We start from the raw sequence: 22,814 nt of genomic DNA on the forward strand, positions 1-22,814 counted from the left end.
CCTTATTTAAGGCAATTAATGATAACCGTTTGCGTAAATAGCTGACCAAGAGCATCATCTGGATCTTCATCAACACCTAACGACATCGCATAAGAGACTTGCTCTGGTGATGGGTTTGGAGGAATGAGTTCAAAAGAACAACGTTTACTTAATGCTGATGATAATTGAATATCGTTTTTACTATCCCAACTCATATCGACATAATAACTTGGCTCAAAGATAGCAAGCTTTAAAGGGCGGTCAGATATGGCTTTAGGTTTTGAAAGAGGAACGTAAAAGTCCAGCGTCAATTTTGAACCCTTTTGCGTTAATGTACCTTTGTTAGAAAAGGCATATTTGATCGGAGTCTCACCATCATAAAAGTAGGTAAAGTAATGCTCTACATTGATATTTTCCATTACCGAATCTTTTATTTTATTTAACGTCGCCACTTTATTTTCCGCTGATAAATCTTCTCCATCAAGCATGTAAGCAGAGGTAATTGAATCAAAAGTCCAAGACATGGTAAAGCCAGTGATTTGGCTTTCATCACCTTCGATTTTTGTTTTCATGTCGATCCATGAGTGAGGGTGAGCTTGTGCATTGATTGGAGCAAATAGACTAACAATGAGAATAAAAGGTAAGAGCTTAAGATTTGTTTTCATGTTGTTTCATTCTTTTTAACTATTACGTATTTATATCACTAACAAAAATTATGTTATAACATAACAAATAAAGGAGGCGATTTAAATACTAATTTTAATGAGGCAGTTTATTAACTCGACATTAACACATTAATGTAGCGGAAAAGTTAAGCGTTACACCGCAATATAAGCTCTGACTTAATATAAAAAACACCCCTATACAGCTATGTATAAATCACAAAGTGAAATAGGGGCTAATAATATTAATTTTCTAATGTTGATTCAAATGCAGTAAGACGCTTGCGCACTGATAAAAGTTCAACAATGGTGGTCCAAGAATTGACCAAATATTGGAAGGAACTACTTACTTGGCCGAAGGCCGTTAGAATTTGTTGCAAAATACCGAAGGTGATGGCACCAACAACAATAGTAGGGACTAACAGTATAAACACAAAGATATTATCCGCTTGTAAATACAACATACGCGCTACATTAAAGTACATATAATGGAAGTATAAACGGAAGTAGTTTTTACGGACATTGGCAAACAACTCGTTTAAAGCGATAGGTGACGCGCGATCTGCATTATCCTCACCATAAACTAACTCTTTACGGAAAGCAGCTTCAACTTTCTGATTATTAAATTCTAAGCCTGGTAATTTGATGCCAATTAACGCTAATAATCCTGTGCCAAATATTGACCAGAATAAAGCTGCATAGAAAAGAGGATGTGCAATTTCACCAACGATGGGTAATTCAGAAACATATTCAGACAGCGCCCATAATACAGGTAAGAAGGCAAATAAGGTCATAATCGCTTCCACTAATGCCACACCTAAGCTTTCCATAATAGACGCAAAGCGCATCGTATCTTCTTGAATACGTTGTGAAGCACCTTCAACATGTCTTAACTTTTGCCAATGTGCTGTGTAGTAATCATTCATCGCTGTACGCCAGCGGAAAATGTAGTGGCTGACCAAGAAACGGGTTGCCACATAGATGAAGATAGCCAAGAAAGCGATTTCACCAAACACAATTAACAGGTCAAACAACTGAGTTGTTGCAGAGCTGGCTGCTTCTGCATCGACGGCTCCCGGTACAGTATCGTTGCCTATAGGCTTCAATAAAGATTGGATCAAATCGAAGAAAGGGCGACGCCAATTATTAATGGCAACGGATACTTGTACTGAAAAGTACGTAGAGAATAAAATAGTCGACGAACCAATGATCGACCACCACTGCCATTTATGTGGCGATACCTTAAACCACACCAAGGCAAACAGCGCAGTACAAGCAAAGTAGTAAGCATAAAACAGTAAAAATGAATCGGTTACAAAATGCTTAAGCCCGATAACAGGTTCAGACTGCGATATATCTAAGCCAAGTAACGCCGCCATTTGTTCATTGTATCCATACCAAATAGCGCAAGTAAGCCCAGCAAAAATCAATGCCGAGATGAAGAAAATCTTAGGATTGGGAAAGAACGATTTAAACATAGAAGTGTAAGCCCTTTATTATTTTTTCACTGATTGTACATTGATACCCAAATTCATCATTATGTTTTCAATAAAAAATAAGTAAAAGAAGATGATAGAAGTAAGGACTTAGCTTGCCCTAGATGTGTAGAAACCTCATAAAGTTAATTTGAATAAATAACTGAGGGCGTTAAGTGTCCACTCATTGCAGTAGATAATGTTAGAAGAATATATGAATTGTTATTCCAATGTTCGATATCAGTGAGTGGGGTGTCTTTTTATACAGCGCTCTCTATTTGCCATCTTTCCGCCGTAAATATTGCATTCTGTCGTCTTTCTACATGACTTATATTTCACTTTTTATTTTAAATCGTTGATTAAAATGATAATTGCAGTAATCTAAGTCTATTATTAATCATTAGATATTTGCCATCTTTCCACGCGAAAGGTGACATTTTGTTATCTAATATGCTGTTATATTTTACTTACATTAGCTTTTCACATTTAGGAATGTTTTATGAGCAGTAATGCAGGAGGCGCGGCTACAAATGGTGGCATTGATTTTCAACAAAGAGTATCAGCTCTATTCTTAACCCATATGTTTATGGACGTTGTCTTCATTGATGACTTGGGTTTAGTAAGAAACTCGAAAATCATAGATCTTAAATTTGAATCTTCTCATGATATAGATGACTTAGTCGTAAGCACTGATAAAGCTAATATTTTTATACAGGCTAAAAGGTCGATAAGTCTATCTACCTCTAAAACCTCAGAGTTTTATAAGGTAATCAAACAATTTGTTTCCCAGTATCTTTCAGGTGTAAATGGAAATGATAGGTTTGTACTTGCGACATCCTCAAAAGCATCTTCGCCAATAACTAAAGATCTGAAAAAAATATTAGAAAGCATAAAACTCAACGGAGGAGGTTTTGATGAGAACCCCCTAAATCAGGCTGAGGAAAGAGCTTTTAACGTTATTAAAGATTCAATCGAAATAAATTATGAAGATTTATCAGGCAATAAAGCTTCAAATGAAGTTACCAATGAAATTTTAGAAAAAATACATATTTCTGTAATAGATATTGAAGCAGGAATGCCTCTTGAAAAGGCCATATTAACCTTGTTGTCTGGCAAGGCCATCAATGCCCCTGAGTTACTTTGGGCTAATTTAATTAGCATAGGGTTAACACTATCTAAAAATAGATCGTCAATAGATGAAAAAGGTTTAAGAGATAGAGTCGGTCGGTTTATAGATGAAACAGTGAGTGATAAAAAGGAATTAGATCAAACAAACCTTTTTGATATTGAGGTTAAAAGAAGCCTGTCTTCTGGTAGGGAAGTGTTAGTCATTGAATCTTTTTCTGATGATGCTGATTATATGATCGTGGAATTAATTAGATTCGAAGAAGATGGTAAGAAAAGACTCTCTTTTCATAATGGAAAAGTTGAACTGCTTAATGGAGAGACTTGGAATTTAATATATCGATCCGCAACATATGTTGGAGTTGAAAGATATATTACAGAAAACCAAGAGATATTTAGAGATACTCGAATAGCGATTCTCGAAATTAACTCTGATGAAGATTTCGATGAAATGAGTTTTTCAAAAAGTCACTCTGAATTATGCCTTCATCTAATACATGAAAATGAAGAACCTTTTAATTGTATACATTGTGGCGAACACATATCGGATGATAGCTCCCCTTTAGTAGAAGTTGATGAAATCGGTGTCACGCATCAAGTTGGTTGTATTCACAATAATTGTCTGAATATAACAGATAGGGTCATAGGTATAATTGATTCCGAATTATTCCGATCAAATACGAACTTGAATAATTTTGATTATGAAGGCTGGTATAAGGCTATTTGTAAAGGTCAAGCTCTAATTTCAGGTATTGCAACTTTACCTAGAGGTGTCAATCCAGTCTTTTGGAAACCAGATTATAGTGATATATCTAAAGGTCGATATTGCGTAAAAATAAATTTAAGTGATGGCAGTTCGAGGTATGTTCAAGATAGAGGGCGTGTCGCTAGGGAAAGTAATGATAGTGCACTTGAAAAGTGTATTTTTTTCAACGAATCTTTTGAAAAGGCAGCTAAAAATAAAGATCCACATTGCTACACATCTGAAAGTAATTTGTTTACAACTTACTCACAAGGTCTGGAGTATAAGGATGCTGATGAAGAGCTTCTTATATGTGAGGTAGCTGAACCTGCCTTATTTACTCGTGCGATAGACAAAACATATTCAATTTTTGAGAATTATTATGCTCCATTATTAGTATTTCTTGACCAAGAAAGTGGTCTTCCACTTTTGATTGAAGGTGCAATGATTTTCATATCAAACCCATTGAGGTTAGACAATTTTATCAATAACTGGAAACGTGCTGGTGTAGATTTACCTTTATTTACCACTTCAATCATTAAGAATGATGATGCGTTTGATAAATTAGTTTCTGAACTTAAATCTGATGATATTGAAGTAATGATTGACCCAGAAATGGATATGAAAGGACAACTCGTGTCCTGTCTTATTATTGAAGACTTTAATGATAAGGAAAATATAATAGCTAGATATGCATCATAATAATGTTAAAACTCTTAAATAAAATTGCTGTAGACGTAAAATATAACAAGGCGCTTAAAACGGAACTAAAACAGTGGGTTAGGTTTCGCTTCGCTACACATTATAACCCACTGCTTTAGTCCGCTTAGCGCGGCGTTAAGTTTTAAGTAATCTAAAGAGTATAATATGGAAAAAATTGGTGGTGGATGGTCAAAAGTAACAGTTTTAGAGCCAGATACAAAAAAGTTTTATAATAGATATTTTTATAAAAAAAAGCCGGCTCATCGTGTTTTAGTAGAAACACCCAAAGCTAATATTCTTTCTGGTTATACTTTAATTGAAAAAGATCTTCGAACTGTATTGGTGTGGTTGGAAAATATTAATGAATTATTAGCGGAAGATGAAAATGAGAAGTCTATTAAAGGAAATAGAAAATCTACTTCAGATCGGAAGAAATATAATATTATAAAAGGGTTATTTGTAGCTGCTCTTACATTTTATGGTAAAAGTTTTGCTAGTTGTGAAGGAAGAAAAGTTAAGCTTGAAAAATCAAATTTAGATACTGATTTTCATGAAGATCATAATGATGTAATCGAAATGCGTCATAACTTTGCCGCACATAGTGGTGCTAAAAAAGTTGAACAGGTGCATGTGGTATTAGCTTTAGACAAAAAAAAGAATAAAGGTACATCTCCGTATTTTGGTAGAGAACTTGCACAACCAGATTCAATGGTTGCAGATGATATCGAGAAGTTTATTAACCTTGTTAACCACGTTAAAACATTTGTTGATAATAAAATTGAAGTATTAGCTAAAAAAATCTTTAAAGATGATGTCGTAGCTAAAGGCATTGATTATTGGTATGAAAAAACTTAACAAGCGCTTCAAAACGGAACAAAAATAGCGGGCTATGTTTCGTTCCTCAACAAATTTTAGCCCACTATTTTAGTCCGCTTAAGCGGGCGTTAACTGTCATCTAGGAGTCTCGTGAAATAAAGTCGTGGACAGCCATTAATTTTGACGAATCATAATTACTCTTCTACTTTTTAGTGATGTAGTTTTACACGTTAAGAGGTCATTGTTATGACGCAGTCACGCCAATCTCAAGTATCGTTATCTGATACCCCTTATTACCATTGTATTTCTCGCTGTGTTCGTCGAGCTTATCTGTGTGGAGAAGATAAATACACGGGAAAATCATTTGAGCATAGACGCCAATGGGTTGTTGAGCGTATGCATTACCTAGCCTCTCTGTTTAATATCGACATTTGCGCTTACGCTATCATGTCGAATCATTATCACCTTGTACTACATATCGACGAAGCGCTTAACGAAAGCTTAAGTCATGAAGAGGTTTGTGAACGTTGGTGTTTGCTTTATTCAAAACCTATACTCGTTGAACGTTGGCAATCAGAGCAAACAACCTCTGAGGCTGAAAAGAAAGCTGCATTAGCTATTATCGAAGGGTGGAGAGGGAGATTAGCGGATATCTCATGGTTTATGCGTTGTTTAAACGAATTCATTGCGCGTAAAGCCAATAAAGAAGATGAGTGCTCTGGGCGCTTTTGGGAAGGTCGATTTAAATCTCAAGCACTATTAGACGAAGATGCGCTATTAACTTGCATGGCTTATGTTGATTTGAATCCAGTGCGAGCAAAAATGAGTGTCAGTATAGAAACGTCAGAATATACATCCGCTTACGAACGCATTCATGGTGTTGCCCAACAGCAAGAAAAGCCACTAGAATACACTTTTACTAAAAAGCCCTTATTTGGCTTTGTGGGTGATGAAAGCCAACATAATGCTGAAAACAACATTCAAGGTCTTCCATTTTCATTATTAGATTATATTGAATTAGTAGATTGGAGCGGGCGAATAATAAGGGAAGATAAACGTGGTGCAATATCAAATCAACGGCCTAGGCTATTGTCAATGCTTGCTTTAGACGATGAGACTTGGTTATCACTAGCGAGTAGTTTTGGTAAAGATTATCACGGGGCAGTGGGTTCGCTAGAAGCATTAGCGGCTTATGCAAGTAACACAGGTAAACGCTGGATAGCGAGTAAGAATCAATTACGACTGCATTAACCAGTGCACTTTTTTTATTCACAACATAATAAACGCTTCATTTAGCTATCGCTAAAACTTTGCATATTTGAAAAAGCCATTATTTGCCTTAAACACCCTCAAATTTATCTATTTTACGATTAAATAAACTATTTTCTCATTTATTTTATTTTTCACTCATAAAAATAGCTTTGTTTTTTGGTTGTATAAATAAATGGATGTCCACATATATTATAATTATGGATGTCCACATATATTATAATGTGTTGTTATAATGTAACATTAATTTAATGGTTTTTGTGCAACGCTATAAACAATTCCTAATCATTTAAAGCATCTGAGTTATAATCTTTACTCATTTTTATTCAAGAAGTTATTATGTCCAAGCCTCAAAACAACCTTAACCAACTTAAATATCTTTCTGCTTATTCACCACAAGTACAGACGCAAATTCAAACCTTATTGGATCAGGATAAGTTAGGGGATTTTTTACTTAAAAAATATCCTAAACAACATTCTATTAATAACGATAAGTTGTTACGTGATTATGTTATGGATATTAAGAACCGTTATTTACGTAAATCATCACCACTAAGCAAAATTACTTACGATAAAAAGATTCATGTAGTGAATAACGCGCTTGGTTTACATACCTTTGTGTCGAGAGTGCAGGGTAGTAAGTTAAAGAGTAAAAATGAAATTCGCATTAGTGAGATGTTTAAAGTTGCACCTGAACCTTTTCTAGAAATGATCGTGGTTCATGAGTTGGCGCATATACGTGAAAAAAATCACGATAAAGCTTTTTATCAACTTTGTGAGCATATGCTGCCTGACTATCATCAGTTAGAGTTTGAGATGCGTTTGTATTTAACGCAGTTGGAACTTAAAGGTGGGATTTATTAGGTTGGTAGGTGTTAGATACGAGATGCTAGGTGTAAAGTACAAGGTGCTAGATGATAGGTACAAGGTACAAGGTACAAGGTACAAGGTACTAGATGATAGATATTAGATGCAAGGTGTAAGGTACAAGATGTTAGATACTAGATACTAGGTACTAGGTACAAGGTACTAGATGTTAGATGTAAGGTGCTAGGTACAAGGTGCTAGATGTTAGATGCCTCGCGATTAGCTATCGTTTTTTGTTTGTAAAGCGTGTTTTAAGTGCTTCATGCCTTGATCCATTGATACTAATACTTGGTAATTAAAGTCTTGTTTTGCGGCGTCTAGGTTAAAGTAATGGCTGGTGGATAATTGCTTTGCTACGAAGCGGGTCATGATTGGTTCATCCTGCTTACCTGTTTTTAAATACCACCATTCTAAAATAGTACCCACAAAGTAAGCGAGGCCACTTGGTACACGCGCAGTTACTTTGTTTAAATCAGCTACAGCTAAGATGTTATTTAACATCTCGGCCATTAAAATAGGTTGGTCATTACTGATAAAGTAGGCTTTTCCTGCACAGGCTGCATTGTCTTCACTGAGTGTGACCGCCGCCATCAGGTGTGCATATACGGCATTGTCGATATAAGTGGTGTCCACTAGTTTATCTTTCTTGCCTACCAGCTTAAGTTTACCAGCTTTTGCTCTTTCGATAACACGCGGTACAAGATGTGGATCGCCTGGGCCCCAAATAAGGTGAGGTCTTAAAGCTACGGTTTTGAGTTTTCCACTGTTAGCCTCTAACACTTTTTGCTCAGCAACTGCTTTTGATAGCCCATAGAAGTTTAAGAATTGTTTGGCGTAGGGCTGAGATTCATCGATATAGTCTTCATCTTCACCTGCAAAGGTTACACTGGGCGTGCTGGTGTAAATAAATTTGTCGATATTATGGTGATGACAGGCTGCAATGGCGTTCTCTGTACCTACTACATTTGGCTTGAAATAACTGGCTTTATCTCCCCAAACGCCGGCTTTAGAGGCAACATGAAAAACCATATCGCAACCTTGCATAGCATTGATGACAGCTTGTTTATCTTGAAGGTCACCTTTGATCACGGTGACACCTAACTCTTTGAGGTGAGGGTAGTCACTACGGGCAAAACCAACCACTTTAATATCTGCCGCACGTAAAAAACGGCATAAAGCGGTCCCTAAGAATCCACCTGCACCTGTGACAAACACACATTTGACTTGTGAGGCTAAAAACTTGAGTACCGTTTGTTGTTCTATCAATAGGTCAGAAAAGTTCAAGTCGGGTGTTTGCATAGTTAACTCTGTTGTTGTGCCCAAATGGCTAATTTTTCGCGGAATATTTTAGCGTTGTGGCGAATATCCATAGGAAACTGCTTATGGATATAAAATAGGTCAATCCCTTGGGTATGGCTATGCTTCTCAGCTAACTCTTGTAATTCAAAGAACAAACGGGTGTTATCTAACCTATTTTCTTTATTCACTTCGATGCAGATTGCGGGTGTTGATTTTCCGTTACGTTGAACGGTTACTAATGCACTGCGTTTGATGCTGTTATGTGTATTGAATATACGCTCACAAGGAATCGAATAATAAGTTTTATTTGTTTGGAGGTGGTTAGAGTCAACACGATGTGCTTTTCGACCACACATCCAGAGTTTTCCTTGGTCATCAATATAACCTAAGTCACCCATACGATGTCTAATGACATCGCCATCTTTAATTTTTGCTAATTCAGTAGCACTTTCACGACGATAATAAGCAGCACTGACTTGTGGCCCTTTAACTACTATCTCACCAATTTCAAAAGCGGGTAAGGTTAAGTCCGAATGCCAATCTTGAATAATCTCTTCATCTATATTGATAATCTTGATTTCAACATTATCAATAGCATAGCCGACACAAATACCGCCACCTTGTTCGGTAATTTGAGACGTTTTAAGCATTTGTTTACTGCCAATTTTACTGATCGGTAATGACTCTGTAGCACCATAGGAGTTAATCACTTCTGCATTGCCAGTTAGCATTTCACTGAAACGATTTATCGCCTCTAATGAAGCCGGCGCGCCTGCCGATATCACTCGTTTTAGGCTGGGTAAACTATGTTGTTTGCTTTGACCTGATTTACCTAATACTTCTAACAATGCAGGATTCGCAAATAGGTTAGTACATTGGTATTTTTCAATGGCAGCAAAGATGAAATCTGGATTAGCTTTAATCGGCTGACTGGCATCCATATCTGGCACAATGGAAGCCATGCCTAATGCAGGGCCAAATAAAGAAAATAGTGGAAAAGTGGCTAAATCCATTTCACCGGATTTTATTTGGTAGTCGTGCTTTAGCACTTTGATTTGTGCTTCAAACATTCTATGAGTATAAACCACACCTTTTGGTGTACCTGTACTACCGCTAGTAAATAAAATCGCCGCTAGTTTATCTAATGGCAGTTCCTGCATTTTAAAACGTGCAGTACGTGGGTATTTTTTTAACAAGCTGGTCAGTTGTTTGCCGCCGGCAAGTACAGTGCCACCAACATTAATCACATGCTTAATGGTTTGTTTACCCCAAGCAAATAACAAGCGTGCTATTTGTGCCTTAGGAATGCCAATAAAGGCTTCAGGCTGCGATTCTTCAAAACATTGTTTTAAGTTTTTTATACCCATGCCTGGGTCAACTAAAATAGGTACAATACCAGCTTTAAATAGCGCAAAGGTCAGATTAAAAAAAGCAATACTGGGTGTCACCATCAACACGGCTTTAGTGCCCGGTTTTAGTCCAAACTCGGTTAAAGCAAAAGCGATATCGTCACTTTGTTGGTGCAGTGTTTTGAAGTCTATCTCTTGATAAGTGAGGCCACTGCGTGTGCTTTTTTGTACACTTACTGCCAATTTATCGGGGATTTTTTGTGATGCTATAACTAAGTGGCGACACAAGTTTCCTTTTGTCGCCTTAGCTTGTTTTTTAAGACTTCGTTTAGAAGGTTTGGTGTTGGCCATTTATGGGTTAGTCGTCATAAACTTTTGTACAATATTAATCACTTCATTACTCGCATCTTCGAGAATGTAGTGCCCGCAGTCTGCAAATTCATGGACATCTGCATGAGGCATTTTTTGTTTCCAAACGGCTAAGAAGTGCTTATCAAATACAAAGTCTTGCAACCCCCAGCAGATCACTGTCGGTATGTTTTGAAAATGTTGTAAACTATGATCAATACTTTCCACTAACTTATAGTTTCGGTCTGTTTTTACTAATGGAATATCTTGCACAAAGCGTAATGTGGAGATACGGTTTTTCCAAGAGTTGAATGGTGCAACATAAGCTTCACGGATCGTTTTCGACATCGGTTTACGTTTTACACCGACATAAGAAGCGATTGAAGAGAAGGCGTTTAATCCTCGAACTAATACGGTACCTAAATAAGTATTACGACAAATCCATAATGGAATTGGGAATTTTTTAGTCTTTGGTAGATTAAAGGCTGCAGTATTTAATATCACTAAACGTTTAATTCTCTCTGGGTACCGAGCTGCATAGCCCATTCCAATCATGCCTCCCCAGTCGTGAACCACTAAGGTGATGTTTTGTTTGATATCAAGATGGTCTAATAAAGACTCTAGATCATTAATACGCTGATTTAAGGTGTAATCGTAATCTTTATCTGAGGGTTTATCAGATAAACCACAACCGATGTGATCAGGCACGATACATTGGTATTGATGACTAAGTTCCGTCACTAAGTTTCGGTAGTAGAATGACCAACTTGGATTACCATGTACCATTACAACAGGCTCGCCTTTACCTTCGTTAAGGTAGTGGTATTGCTGTCCATTAAGTGTTAAAAAGTTACGTCTAAAAGGGAATAAACTATCAAAATTCATCTTACCACTCCAATCCAAGCATCATGCAGTTTAATCCACTGCCTATTCCTAAAAAGCTGACGTTGTCGCCTTTTTGTAAAAATCCATTTTCATCGGCTAATGCTGCTGTCACAGGAAGCGATACAGTGCCCATATTGCCCAAATATTGATAAGTTGGGTACTCTTTTTCAGCTGGGATATTAAGTGCAGTTAACACTTGTTTTTGATTTGCTGAGCCTACTTGGTGACAAATCACTTTATCAACACTGTCTACTGACCATTGTTGTTGTGATAAAAAGTCTTTCCAAGTATCTAATGCTAACGCAACACCTTCTTTAAGTAGTGGTACGGCATTAGTACGCATGAACTCACGATGCAATTTAAGTCCTACTTCCTGCAGGCCCCATTTACACAGGTCATGATGCTCTGGTGCAGATAGGTGGCTTGCACCTAGTAATTTATGTTGGCGTTGATTTTTTAAAGGTAGGCTACCATCTGTAAGTAATACAGCAATCGCGCCTGAACCACCGGTTAATGTTGCCAGTGATTGAGAAAAATTTTGGATCGTTTGGTCTGACAGCATGTTGTCGATAGTGATATCAACAATGTGGCGTGCTGATTCACAAGAAACCACTAAGCCAGCTTTAATTTGACCAAGTTCGATACGGTTAGCAATATCTAATATGCCTGATAACACGCCCAAACATGCATTACTAATATCGTAAATAGCTGTGCTTTTATTAACCCCTAATTCAGCGGCAATACGACAAGCTGTTGCTGGCTCATGTTGGTCGCGACATACGCCGGTATAAACGACAGCACCAATATCATCAACATTAACACCTGTTTCATCTAATGATTTTTTAGCGGCTTCGATTGCACCGTCAGAAAGACGATGGTCTTTTGGCCACCATCTTCTTTGTTCAATACCCGTTAACGCAGCAAGTTGACCTGTTGGAATGCGCAATTTTTGATACAAAGGTGCAAGTCTAGATTCTAGCTCTGTACTTGAGACCACTTCAGGGGCTAATTCATAAGCCATACTATTGATATAAACGCGGGAATATTTCATTAAGCTGTAATTTTTCTCTTTAATTTTTTAAAAAGGACTTTTTAAATCAACCCTCAAACCGGAGCGCTAGATTACCGTAATTTATCCGGTTAACAAAGTCCAATAGAGGTTGTGTTTCTAATAACTACTGATTTTTTGCAAAAGCGTTTGTTTTTTACTCTTTTAAGGGCTTATTTTTAGCCATGTAATTGAGCCATTGACGCGGTATTTGCATCTTTTTATAGATTTTATTGGCAATGGGCAAGCTTTCATAGTTTATTCTACTGGCTAAGATTTCAGCTAACAGAGGTGCACTACATAATCCTCTCGAACCTAAGCCGGTAATTAGATAGGCGTTGGGTAACGTAGGTAGATTTGAATGCGACACTGTGCCAGCCTGATAATCTTTCTTGAGCTGATCATAGTCTGTTAACTCACCTAAATAAGGGAAATGATCTCGGGTTGTTGTTCGCGTAGCAATATGAGCTTGGTCATTAGTTAGAATAGTGTCTACCCAAGCTTTACCTGCGATACACTTTTTAAGTTTTTGATGATTTTCTTGTTGTTCACTTTCTCGGTAATCAATATTTTCATCATGACGTTTGAAAGTTGCGCCCATGCAATGTTCACCTTGCATTGCTGGTGTTAAATATCCTTCATGGCACAGGGGTAATTTTAACGTAGTTAAAGCGTCGTTACTTGGAACATGACTGACTTGTCCTCTTGTTGCGGACAAAGGTACTGCTCTGCATTGTTTAAACTTGAGTGTGTCCATACCAGCCGCAATTACAATGTATTGATGATTAAATGTCGATGCTTGATGTTGACCTGTAGTGACGGTGGTTAATGTCCAATTACTTGAGGTATCCGATGTTTGCAGTTCAACATTATCAACACGACGATCGCAATGTATTTGCACATTAGGATATGTCGCTAATAGTGCACTCAGGGAGTTGATTAACTCTCTTGGGCTTAACCAACCTGCATTTGGATAATATAAACTTTGGTGGCCAATATCTAAGCCTGCTAATACATCTGTTTGCTGCTCTGTTAACCATTTTACTAGCGTGCTAGGCAGTTGCGCTTGGTTGATTTTATTTAATTTCCGATGTGAAGTCTGGTCGTAAGCAAGTTGCAGCAGTCCATTAAATTGGTGAGAAAAGGGAACCTGTGAATCAATGTCTTTATAAAAATTTAATGCATACAGGTAGGCATTAGCAAATAACTGACTGAGTTCATCATGTTGCTGATTAAGCAATGGATACAATGCACCTTGTAAGTTACCAGAAGCTCCAGAACCTAGCGTCTTATCAGCACAATATACAGTGACTTTGTTATCTCGTTTGGCAAGAGACAATGCTGTGCATAATCCTGCAATGCCACCACCTATAATTGCCACATCGGTTTGTTGAGTTTGTGCTTTTTTAGTTTTTTCAACTTCGGTTGGCTGAACAACTCCCACTAACATTTCACGCTTTTTACCATAGCCTTTTCGTTTTGACATGATGAAGCCGGATTCGATTAATGCGCGCCTTACAAAACCTGCTGCAGTAAAAGTTGCTAATGTGGCTTCAGGTTTACTTAAGTTAAACATTTTTTGAAACAAAACCTGATGCCACATCTCTGGATTTTTATGTGGATTAAATCCATCTAAATACCACGCATCAACAATGCCTTTTGGGTCACCAATTATGTTGTCTAGTTGCTGGTTAACATCACCAAACCATAGGTCTAGTAGTATTTGCCCATGGTTAAATGAGAGACGATGACAACCTACTAACGGTAAAGGATATTGGTCGACCAGTTGCGTTGATAGATCGGAAAATTGTCTAAACTGACTAAGAGTAGTGCGTAATGCTTCTATCTCTAAAGGATATAATTCGAAGCTGATAAAGTGTAAACGTTGTAGCTTAACTTCCTTGTTATTGGCTTTAAATTCATTGAATTTTAATGCTGTAGTGAGGAAATTAAGTCCTGAACCAAATCCAGTCTCTGCGATACAAAATTCTTCAGAATTAGAGGCTTGCCATCTATTTAATAGATCATTGCCTGAAAAAAACACATATTCTGATTCATCTGCACCATGGTCATTATTGAAGTAAATATCATCAAATTGTGTAGAAAATGGCTCAGACTGATCTGACCAGTCAAGTTGTGCATGGTTAATTATATTGTTTTTGTCTTGAGACAAGTTATATTCCTTGTATATTAGATCATAATTTAGAGCAGTCAGGTTGATTTAGGATAAATCACTTCACACTTGATGATCATATAATTAGTCCCTCAAGCAATAAAGGCTTAATAATGAAAAGAGCAGTAATTACAGGTATTGGCATTGTTTCTAGTATTGGTAACAATAAAGATGAAGTTTTAGCATCACTCAAAAGTGGCCAGTCAGGCATCACATTTTCTGAGCAATTTAAAGAAATTGGTATGCGCAGCCAAGTTTGGGGTGATTTAAAAATCAATCCTTCAGAGCACATTGACCGTAAAGTAATGCGTTTCATGGGTGATGCAGCAGCATACACATATCTTTCAATGCAGGAAGCTATTGAAGATGCGAAACTACCTGAAGAGATGGTTTCTAACATTCGTACTGGTTTAGTTGCTGGTTCTGGTGGTGGTTCTTCAAAAAACCAAGTTGACGCATGTCAAATCATGAAAGACAAAGGCGTTCGCCGTGTTGGCCCTTACATGGTGCCACGTACTATGGCGAGCACTACATCAGCATGTGTAGCAACACCTTTTAAAATCAAAGGTATTAACTACTCAATGAGTTCGGCTTGTGCGACAAGTTCACACTGTATTGGCCACGCTCTAGAGCAAATCCAACTGGGTAAACAAGACATCGTTTTCGCTGGCGGTGGTGAAGAGCTAGATTGGACAATGGCCTGTGAGTTTGATGCGATGGGTGCATTATCAAGCAAATATAACGAAACGCCTGAAAAAGCGTCTCGTACTTATGATCAAAACCGTGATGGTTTTGTTATTTCTGGCGGCGGCGGTATGGTTGTTGTTGAAGAGTTAGAGCATGCACTTGCTCGTGGCGCTAAAATCTATGCTGAAATCGTAGGTTACGGTGCAACTTCAGACGGTTACGACATGGTTGCTCCATCAGGTGAAGGTGCAGTTCGTTGTATGCAACAAGCATTATCTACTGTTGAAGGTAAAGTTGACTACCTAAATACACACGGTACTTCTACTCCTGTAGGTGACGTGAAAGAGTTAGAAGCAATTAACATCGTATTCGGTGATGACGCTCCTAAGATTAGTGCGACTAAATCACAAACTGGTCATGCACTAGGTGCAGCAGGTGTGCACGAAGCTATTTACAGCATGTTAATGATGGAAAATGACTTCATCTCTGCTTCTTGTAACATTGAAGAAGTTGACGAGAAAGCGGTTAATCTACCTATCGTTAAGAACAAACCTGAGCCTGCAAAACTAAACATTGTGATGTCTAACAGTTTTGGTTTTGGTGGTACAAATGCAACATTAGTATTTAAACGTTACGAATAAGTTTTAATTATTGATGTTAAAAAGGAGCCTTGGCTCCTTTTTTTGGTTCTATGATAATAGAACTAATATAATTGGGATAAGTAGAAACAAGATGAAGATTTATATCGACGAAAACATGCCGCATGGTAAATCGTTCTTTGAATCATTTGGTGAAGTCACTACCTTCTCTGGTCGTGATGTTACAGCTGAACAAATTCAAGATGCAGATATATTATTAGTACGTTCTATTACCAAAGTGAATCAATCTTTATTGGCGTTAAACAATAAAATTCAATTTGTTGGCACCGCGACCATTGGAACCGATCATATTGATATTGAGTATCTACGATCTAGAAACATCGCATTCAGTAGTGCCCCTGGTTGTAACAAAATATCAGTCGCTGATTATGTGTTAAGCGCTTTGTTAGTGGTGATCGAACAACGACAATTAGTATTGTTAAATCAAACTGTCGCGATTGTTGGTGCAGGTAATACGGGGACAGCGGTTTATGATTGCTTAACGGCGATTGGCATTAATTGTTTATTATATGATCCACCTTTGCAGGATGCTGGAGACCCTCGTCCATTTTGTAGCTTTGAAGAGGTGCTGTCTGCAGGTATCATTTCATTACATGTTCCCAAGACCATGGTTGGGCTTCATAAAACATTCCACTTATTTAATCAGTCAGTATTGGAAAAATTAACTCCACAACAAATTTTGATTAACGCATGTCGTGGTGAAGTGATCGATAATAAAGCCTTATTAAAGCTAGCAATTGAAGGGAAAGTACCGACACTAGTCCTTGATGTATGGGAAAATGAACCCGATATAGACAAACAATTGTTGTCTTATGTCACGCTAGCAACACCTCACATTGCAGGATACAGTTTAGATGGCCGAGCTCGCGGCACTGAAATGTTGTACATTGCACTTTGTGAAAAATTACAGGCGCCAGTGATGTTAAAAAGTACTGACTTTACTGAGAAGCCAAATATTAGTGATATCACCTTAAGTGGTGATTTGACACCAGAATTATTAAAATCATTAGTCCATTTGATATATGATGTGCGTAGAGATGATGCTTTATTTAGAAAAAAAGTAAATGAAGTGAACGGCTTTGATAATATGCGCAAAAATTACCCAGAAAGACGAGAATTGTCTACTTTAACGGTGGCAACCTCTGATAAGCGGCAAATTTCGCCACAAATAATCGATTTAAAGAAAATTGGTTTTACTGTTAAAAACAAATAAAAGGTCAACATGAACAAAGAATACAATATTGCATTAATCGGTGAGATTGATGGTTGCATCGAAACAACGTTAGAAGTGTTATTAAAACGTGATTTCGCAATTAATAATATTTTTCCAATCAGTAGCAGTGAGTGTGATACCACTTCGGTTATGTATTCAGGTAAGCCTGTTGACGTTGTTGAGCTAGAGACATTTGATTGGCAACAAGCTGATATCGCGCTATTCCTATCGGATAGAGAAGTCGCACAAGCTTGGATCCCTATTGCGAAAGAACATTGTGTTGTTATCGATATCAGTGGTTATTATCTTGAGTCGCCAGAAGTGCCTTTAGTACAAGTTGGTGTGAATGATGAAGATATCGCTCGTTATAGTGATGCGAATATTATCGCAATACCAAGTCCAGAAACTGCGCAGCTAACACTTGCGATTAAGCAAATTCACCAAGAAGTGGGTATCAAGCGAGTAACTGTTGCTGGTTACCAATCTGCATCTACTATCGGTAAAAAAGGTGTTTCGGCATTAGCTGGCGAAACGGCACGTTTATTGAATGCTAAAAGTGTTGAGCAACACAAATTTAAACAGCAAATTGCGTTTAATGTGGTGCCACAAATTGACGAGTTTAATGAAGATGGTATCGACTTTTCTGAATTACGTTTAGCTGCTGAAACACGCCGCTTATTAAATGACCCTGAAATGGTAGTGTCTACAACACAAGTGGTTGTGCCTATGTTTTACGGTTGTTCACAGGCGGTTCATATTGTTACTCATTACCCAGTAGAGCTAGAGGAAGTCGCTAATGCACTTCATCATAGTGATAACATTGTATTAGCAGGTTCAGTCACTGAATATGCAAATATGATTGATGATGTAGTGGGTAATGTTGAAGTACACGTAGGTCGTTTACGTAAAGACACATGTGATGCCGCTGGTATTAACATGTGGGTATCTGCAGATAATGTACATTATGGTATTGCGACGAACGCAGTGCTGGTAATGGAAAAGTTGGCCTATACCTATTTATAGTAAGATAGTTTAGGTATTACAGTGGGCTAGGTCTCAATTCTAGCCTACACGTTTGTTTTAAAAGATCTGCTATTGCTTGTCCTGGTTTATTATAATTAATATTATTTTGCAATTCCCTTACAAGGATCGTTTATGAATCGCATGTTGCTTGCTGTTGTTTCTTGTCTTCCATTATTACTTACAGCTCATAATGTACAAAGTGTTGAGTTAGTGGGCCCAAATGAAGAGCCTGAACTTATTCGATCACCAACTCCGGTGACGGCTTCAAATACAACATCACCCGTATCACCATCTCGATATGGTCCGGTATCGGCCAATGAAACATTATGGTCAATTTCAAATAAGTTGCGTCCTAATACCGATGTCAGTGTTTATCAAACATTAGTTGCTATCTACAAAACTAATCCAAGTGCTTTCCGCAACGGTGACATTAATAAAATAATCGCATCTTCTGTAATTGACGTACCTAGTTTATCGGTTATTTCTCAACAAACTAACGCAGAGGCTTTTCGTTTACTAAGAATAACCAATACCCCAGCTCCTAGTACGCCTAGAAATCCAACACCTAAACCTGTAGCAACTGAAGTAGAAAAACAGGTAGAGACGGCGAAAGCAGAACAAACAAAAATAGAACCTGAAGTTGAAGAAAAAGCATCAATTGCTCAACAAATTGAACAGCCAACTAACGATCAATTGCAAAAATTAGAAGCAGAATACGCGCTACTTAATGAGCAATTAATTGTCGCTACTGAATCTAACCAACGTTTAAAACTCAAATTACAACCGTTAAGCGATCAAATAAATACTTTGTCTGATCAAGTAGAGCAAGATATCAATGTTCAAATTCAACTACAGGCATTAATTGATCAATACAAAGCTGAAATAGATGCATTCGAAGAGCCACCATTTAGCGGCCCTGGTTTATTAAATAAGATTCTAAGTTCTATTACAGGATCTGCCTCTACGCTATTATTAACGATTCTAAGTCCATTATTGCTATTAACAGCACTTTTTCTTTTAATATTACGTATCAAATCTAAACGTGAATTAGCATTAAAAGAACAAGAGCTTGCTGAATCAACCTCTATCATGGATGAAGATGAAAATGAATTTGATTCTTTATTTGCCGCTGAAATTGCTAATGAAGAAGTACCGGTTGCAGAGGATGAGTCAGCAACAGCTGAAGAAGAAAGTAACCTGACTATTATCGAAGAGGAAGTAGATAATAGCGAAACAATCACTGCAAATGCAGAAACAGAATTAATCGAAGATAACGACGAACCATCAGTAAATGATGATGTTGATATGGATGCCGTTATCAATGGTGATGAAGAAGTTATTGAGTTATTAGAGTCTGATTTAGTACTAGATGATGATATTTCTCAAAAAGACCTGGATCTTGCAGCGCAATGGGAATCAGAACTTGCAGGTTTAGAGGATAAACAAGAAGATCAAGTTGATCTGGATGACTTCCAATTTGATGCTCCAGAAGTCACACCTTTAGAGCCAATTCAATTAGATGATATTGAGCCTGAGTCAGTTGATCAAGACGTTACTATTGAAGAAGATAGCTCACCAGAAGCCATTCCCGAAGTAGAAGAGTTATTAACTGAAGAACCAGTTGAATCTGATGAAACAACTAGCGCTCAAGATGATACAGATATTGACCAGATACTAGCTGAAACACCACCTGATATTGAAGAGGATCAAATACCTGAAGCGATCCCTGAAGTAGAAGAGTTACTGGCAGAGCCTCCTGTTAAAACAGCTGAACAAGTTATTACTGAGACCGCTGATGTTGATGAACCTTTAGCTGAAGCTAGCTCAAAGTCTACACCTGACGTTGAAGAGTTACTTGCAGAAACAGACTCTGAACAAGCAGTATCGGCTGATGACCAAACAGATATTGATGAAATATCGGAAGAGACCGATTCTGAATCTGAAGCAGTTATTGATATAGATGAGTTGTTATCGGAATCAACAAATGAGATTGAACAAGAAAATCTAGATGAAGTTTTAGCAGAAACTGATATTCAAGATGTTGAGAAAGATGAAGAACTTGAGTTGATTGACGAAGAGCCACTGACACTCGAATCAGACAATGATGTTGAAGATGTTGTACCTGAGCAAGATGCTACAACGAAGGAAGCCGATGAAGAATTTGATTTTACTGACCCAGATTCACTCGCTAAGCAATTAAGTAGTAATGCCTTTAATGAAGATGCTGAACTACCTAAGTTTGATAAAACGGACGATAAGGGATTCATTGATATCGATACATTGTTGACTAATGAAGAAGGTAAAGAACTGACTGAAGAAGAGTTTGACCTTGATTTTGGTTTAGATGAGTTTCCTGATGTTGTTGATTCATTTACAGACTTTGATACTGATGCGGATGGAGTTGCAGCGCAATTAGACCTAGCTAGAGCGTATTTGGAAATAGATGAAAAAGAAGGTGCAAAAACAATATTAACTCAACTGTTGGAAACTGCACCGGAAGATAAATTAAAAGAGGTAAAAAAACTGTACGATAGAATCAGTTAATCACCTTTTTACAAAACCATTACATCGGTTTTTACATGTTTTACCTAAGCCAGCATTGCTGGCTTTTTAAATTGGAAGAAGATATATGCGCCCGATTATTTTGGATGTTGCTGGATATCAGTTAACAACCGTTGAACAAGAGTACTTAGCTCATCCGTTAGTGGCAGGAGTTATTTTATTTACCCGTAATTTTGACAATGTGGTGCAATTAAAAGAGTTAGTACAGCAAATTAGATTACATGCTAAACAACCGATACTGATAGGTGTAGATCACGAAGGAGGGCGAGTACAACGCTTTCGTAATGGCTTCACGACCTTACCTGCTTGTGGTGATTTATTAAATAAAGCAGATTCATTTGAGCAAACTTTATCATTAGCTAAAGCGAGCGCCTTTGTAATGGCAAGCGAACTGCTATCCTGCGATATCGATTTAAGTTTTGCACCCGTATTAGACATTAATGGCATTTCAGATGTCATCAAAGAGCGTGCGTTTAGTAGTGATAAACAGCAAGTAACAAAAATTGCTATTGCTTATATAGAAGGGATGAAACAAGCTGGTATGGCATCAACAGGGAAACACTTCCCTGGTCATGGAAGTGTTAAAGCTGATTCGCACATTGCATTACCTGTTGATGCTCGTCCTAAAGAGGAAATATTCAAGCAGGATATGTTGCCTTTCATTGAATTAATAAACGCCAATAAATTAGATGCCATTATGCCATCACATGTTGTTTATTCTGATTGTGATAGTTTGCCTTGTGGTTTTTCAGACTATTGGTTGCAACAGATTTTAAAATCTAAATTAGGTTTTAAGGGCGCGATAATTAGTGATGATATTTCCATGCATGGCGCTAGTTTTGTAGGTAATCATCTTTCTCGTGCTGAAGGTGCACTTAAAGCTGGTTGTGATTTCATTTTAGCCTGTAATGATGCACCGGCAGCGATGACTATTTTAGATGGATTATCCGCCCAGGCTAAAAATAGTGTATCTTTAATCAAGCGCTTAGCCGCAGATAAAGGTAAGTTAGCACAGCCTTTAGCAAATAATACTCTGTGGCAGCAGTCTAAGCATATGATTGAACAGTTTAACGATACAATCTAAGGTTTCGTCTTAAGCGTGTTCATTTAGCAGTGACTGATAATAGAATAAACAAGACTGAATGACTTGTTTGCATAGTTTTAAAATATAAAGGTGGATAATAAGATGATCATCTATTTACATGGCTTTGATGCAACAAGCCCAGGTAATCATGAGAAAGTGATGCAATTAAAATCGATTGATCCAGATGTGCGTTTTGTACATTACAGTACCATTCACCCTAAACAAGATATGGCTCATATTCTTAAGGAAGTTAATCAACATATTAATTCTACTGATGATTCGGCACCGCTAATTTGTGGTGTGGGTTTAGGTGGATATTGGAGTGAACGAATTGGTTTTTTATCGGGTATTAAACAAGTGATTTTTAACCCTAACTTACACCCTGAAGATAATATGGTTGGACGTATTGAATGGCCTGAAGAGTACTTTGATATAGACACTAAATGTGTTGATGATTTTAGACGAGAAAATGCAGCAAACTGTATTTGTATTCTTTCTACAGTGGATGATGTTTTAGATAGTGAAGTCAGTAATCATGAACTAGCAAATTATTATCCAATCATTTTTGATCAAACCCAGGGTCATAAATTCAAAGATATCACTGAGCACTTACCAACAATTAAACAATTTAAAGCTGGATAGTGTTACCCATTTGTTAAATCGATCAGATTTATGTCTGTATAAATAGCTAATCTGATCGAAAACCCCTATATTTAATCTGGTAAATTCCAACAACCTTACTTCATTCACATTCAAAGATAAAAAAAGGTGACTTGAAGCCCATTTTTTTATAACCTTTGTTTTCTAAAAGTGCAACCTAGATCAATTTTTTTATAAAGATGATATT

General features: G+C 37.3%; 17 protein-coding genes. 10 read left to right on the plus strand and 7 right to left on the minus strand.

Translation table 11 applies throughout. The features are described 5' to 3' along the window. Nucleotides 1-2: 2 nt before the first annotated feature. Together OW492_RS01785 and sbmA are read right to left on the minus strand one after the other, a co-directional pair. Nucleotides 3-644, minus strand: coding sequence for a DUF1007 family protein (locus OW492_RS01785; protein WP_290038035.1), 642 nt, complete (start codon nucleotides 642-644; stop codon nucleotides 3-5). Nucleotides 645-886: 242 nt separating this feature from the next. After that, a complete protein-coding gene (gene sbmA / locus OW492_RS01790; RefSeq protein WP_290038036.1) occupies nucleotides 887-2,119 on the minus strand; it encodes a peptide antibiotic transporter SbmA in 1,233 nt (410 codons plus the stop codon). 496 nt (nucleotides 2,120-2,615) lie between these two features. On the opposite strand from sbmA, the gene OW492_RS01795 reads away from it, so the two are divergent. The 4 genes from OW492_RS01795 to OW492_RS01810 all read left to right on the plus strand — a co-directional run bounded on the left by OW492_RS01795 (nucleotide 2,616) and on the right by OW492_RS01810 (nucleotide 7,634). Continuing rightward, nucleotides 2,616-4,685, plus strand: coding sequence for a hypothetical protein (locus tag OW492_RS01795; protein ID WP_290038037.1), 2,070 nt, complete (start codon nucleotides 2,616-2,618; stop codon nucleotides 4,683-4,685). Between the two features lie 165 nt (nucleotides 4,686-4,850). Beyond that, nucleotides 4,851-5,540, plus strand: a complete 690-nt coding sequence (locus tag OW492_RS01800; protein ID WP_290038038.1) for a hypothetical protein — start codon at nucleotides 4,851-4,853, stop codon at nucleotides 5,538-5,540. A gap of 207 nt (nucleotides 5,541-5,747) precedes the next feature. After that, nucleotides 5,748-6,752 (plus strand): transposase, encoded by a 1,005-nt coding sequence (locus tag OW492_RS01805; protein ID WP_290038039.1) that lies wholly within the window; start codon nucleotides 5,748-5,750, stop codon nucleotides 6,750-6,752. A gap of 357 nt (nucleotides 6,753-7,109) precedes the next feature. Continuing rightward, the gene (locus tag OW492_RS01810; RefSeq protein WP_290038040.1) at nucleotides 7,110-7,634 is read left to right on the plus strand and encodes a M48 family metallopeptidase; all 525 of its coding nucleotides are present in this window, start codon (nucleotides 7,110-7,112) and stop codon (nucleotides 7,632-7,634) included. A gap of 222 nt (nucleotides 7,635-7,856) precedes the next feature. Here OW492_RS01810 and oleD read toward each other — a convergent pair whose 3' ends face one another. The 5 genes from oleD to mnmC form a co-directional block, all read right to left on the minus strand. Beyond that, complete coding sequence (gene oleD / locus OW492_RS01815; protein WP_290038041.1) at nucleotides 7,857-8,936, minus strand: 2-alkyl-3-oxoalkanoate reductase; 1,080 nt, start codon at nucleotides 8,934-8,936, stop codon at nucleotides 7,857-7,859. A gap of 2 nt (nucleotides 8,937-8,938) precedes the next feature. Beyond that, complete coding sequence (oleC, locus tag OW492_RS01820) at nucleotides 8,939-10,636, minus strand: olefin beta-lactone synthetase (protein WP_290038042.1); 1,698 nt, start codon at nucleotides 10,634-10,636, stop codon at nucleotides 8,939-8,941. Beyond that, nucleotides 10,637-11,518, minus strand: a complete 882-nt coding sequence (locus OW492_RS01825; RefSeq protein WP_290038043.1) for an alpha/beta fold hydrolase — start codon at nucleotides 11,516-11,518, stop codon at nucleotides 10,637-10,639. Nucleotide 11,519: 1 nt separating this feature from the next. After that, complete coding sequence (locus OW492_RS01830; RefSeq protein WP_290038044.1) at nucleotides 11,520-12,569, minus strand: 3-oxoacyl-ACP synthase III; 1,050 nt, start codon at nucleotides 12,567-12,569, stop codon at nucleotides 11,520-11,522. 154 nt (nucleotides 12,570-12,723) lie between these two features. After that, a complete protein-coding gene (mnmC, locus tag OW492_RS01835; protein WP_290038045.1) occupies nucleotides 12,724-14,739 on the minus strand; it encodes a bifunctional tRNA (5-methylaminomethyl-2-thiouridine)(34)-methyltransferase MnmD/FAD-dependent 5-carboxymethylaminomethyl-2-thiouridine(34) oxidoreductase MnmC in 2,016 nt (671 codons plus the stop codon). 113 nt (nucleotides 14,740-14,852) lie between these two features. Between mnmC and fabB the strand changes: the two genes are divergently transcribed. The 6 genes from fabB (at nucleotide 14,853) to ycfP (ending at nucleotide 22,609) form a co-directional block, all read left to right on the plus strand. After that, nucleotides 14,853-16,067, plus strand: a complete 1,215-nt coding sequence (gene fabB, locus OW492_RS01840; protein ID WP_290038046.1) for a beta-ketoacyl-ACP synthase I — start codon at nucleotides 14,853-14,855, stop codon at nucleotides 16,065-16,067. Nucleotides 16,068-16,158: 91 nt separating this feature from the next. Next, nucleotides 16,159-17,298 (plus strand): 4-phosphoerythronate dehydrogenase, encoded by a 1,140-nt coding sequence (locus OW492_RS01845; protein WP_290038047.1) that lies wholly within the window; start codon nucleotides 16,159-16,161, stop codon nucleotides 17,296-17,298. A 9-nt stretch (nucleotides 17,299-17,307) separates the two neighbouring features. Further along, the gene (locus OW492_RS01850) at nucleotides 17,308-18,321 is read left to right on the plus strand and encodes an aspartate-semialdehyde dehydrogenase (protein ID WP_290038048.1); all 1,014 of its coding nucleotides are present in this window, start codon (nucleotides 17,308-17,310) and stop codon (nucleotides 18,319-18,321) included. A 132-nt stretch (nucleotides 18,322-18,453) separates the two neighbouring features. Beyond that, a complete protein-coding gene (locus OW492_RS01855; protein ID WP_290038049.1) occupies nucleotides 18,454-20,865 on the plus strand; it encodes a FimV/HubP family polar landmark protein in 2,412 nt (803 codons plus the stop codon). 85 nt (nucleotides 20,866-20,950) lie between these two features. Further along, nucleotides 20,951-21,967 (plus strand): beta-N-acetylhexosaminidase, encoded by a 1,017-nt coding sequence (nagZ, locus tag OW492_RS01860; RefSeq protein ID WP_290038051.1) that lies wholly within the window; start codon nucleotides 20,951-20,953, stop codon nucleotides 21,965-21,967. Nucleotides 21,968-22,069: 102 nt separating this feature from the next. Further along, complete coding sequence (gene ycfP, locus OW492_RS01865; protein ID WP_290038052.1) at nucleotides 22,070-22,609, plus strand: alpha/beta hydrolase YcfP; 540 nt, start codon at nucleotides 22,070-22,072, stop codon at nucleotides 22,607-22,609. Nucleotides 22,610-22,814: the final 205 nt, after the last annotated feature.

It is taken from the genome of Psychromonas sp. 14N.309.X.WAT.B.A12, from assembly GCF_030397575.1.
In the GTDB taxonomy this organism is placed as follows: Bacteria; Pseudomonadota; Gammaproteobacteria; order Enterobacterales; family Psychromonadaceae; genus Psychromonas.

Excerpts from the sequence above, each read along its gene's own strand:
- nagZ (WP_290038051.1), top strand. The coding sequence starts at position 20,951 with ATGCGCCCGATTATTTTGGATGTTGCTGGATATCAGTTAACAACCGTT.
- OW492_RS01785 (WP_290038035.1), bottom strand. The coding sequence starts at position 644 with ATGAAAACAAATCTTAAGCTCTTACCTTTTATTCTCATTGTTAGTCTA.
- OW492_RS01825 (WP_290038043.1), bottom strand. The coding sequence starts at position 11,518 with ATGAATTTTGATAGTTTATTCCCTTTTAGACGTAACTTTTTAACACTT.
- OW492_RS01800 (WP_290038038.1), top strand. The coding sequence starts at position 4,851 with ATGGAAAAAATTGGTGGTGGATGGTCAAAAGTAACAGTTTTAGAGCCA.
- oleC (WP_290038042.1), bottom strand. The coding sequence starts at position 10,636 with ATGGCCAACACCAAACCTTCTAAACGAAGTCTTAAAAAACAAGCTAAG.
- OW492_RS01850 (WP_290038048.1), top strand. The coding sequence starts at position 17,308 with ATGAACAAAGAATACAATATTGCATTAATCGGTGAGATTGATGGTTGC.
- sbmA (WP_290038036.1), bottom strand. The coding sequence starts at position 2,119 with ATGTTTAAATCGTTCTTTCCCAATCCTAAGATTTTCTTCATCTCGGCA.
- OW492_RS01855 (WP_290038049.1), top strand. The coding sequence starts at position 18,454 with ATGAATCGCATGTTGCTTGCTGTTGTTTCTTGTCTTCCATTATTACTT.
- ycfP (WP_290038052.1), top strand. The coding sequence starts at position 22,070 with ATGATCATCTATTTACATGGCTTTGATGCAACAAGCCCAGGTAATCAT.
- oleD (WP_290038041.1), bottom strand. The coding sequence starts at position 8,936 with ATGCAAACACCCGACTTGAACTTTTCTGACCTATTGATAGAACAACAA.
- OW492_RS01805 (WP_290038039.1), top strand. The coding sequence starts at position 5,748 with ATGACGCAGTCACGCCAATCTCAAGTATCGTTATCTGATACCCCTTAT.
- OW492_RS01795 (WP_290038037.1), top strand. The coding sequence starts at position 2,616 with ATGAGCAGTAATGCAGGAGGCGCGGCTACAAATGGTGGCATTGATTTT.
- OW492_RS01810 (WP_290038040.1), top strand. The coding sequence starts at position 7,110 with ATGTCCAAGCCTCAAAACAACCTTAACCAACTTAAATATCTTTCTGCT.
- fabB (WP_290038046.1), top strand. The coding sequence starts at position 14,853 with ATGAAAAGAGCAGTAATTACAGGTATTGGCATTGTTTCTAGTATTGGT.
- OW492_RS01845 (WP_290038047.1), top strand. The coding sequence starts at position 16,159 with ATGAAGATTTATATCGACGAAAACATGCCGCATGGTAAATCGTTCTTT.
- OW492_RS01830 (WP_290038044.1), bottom strand. The coding sequence starts at position 12,569 with ATGAAATATTCCCGCGTTTATATCAATAGTATGGCTTATGAATTAGCC.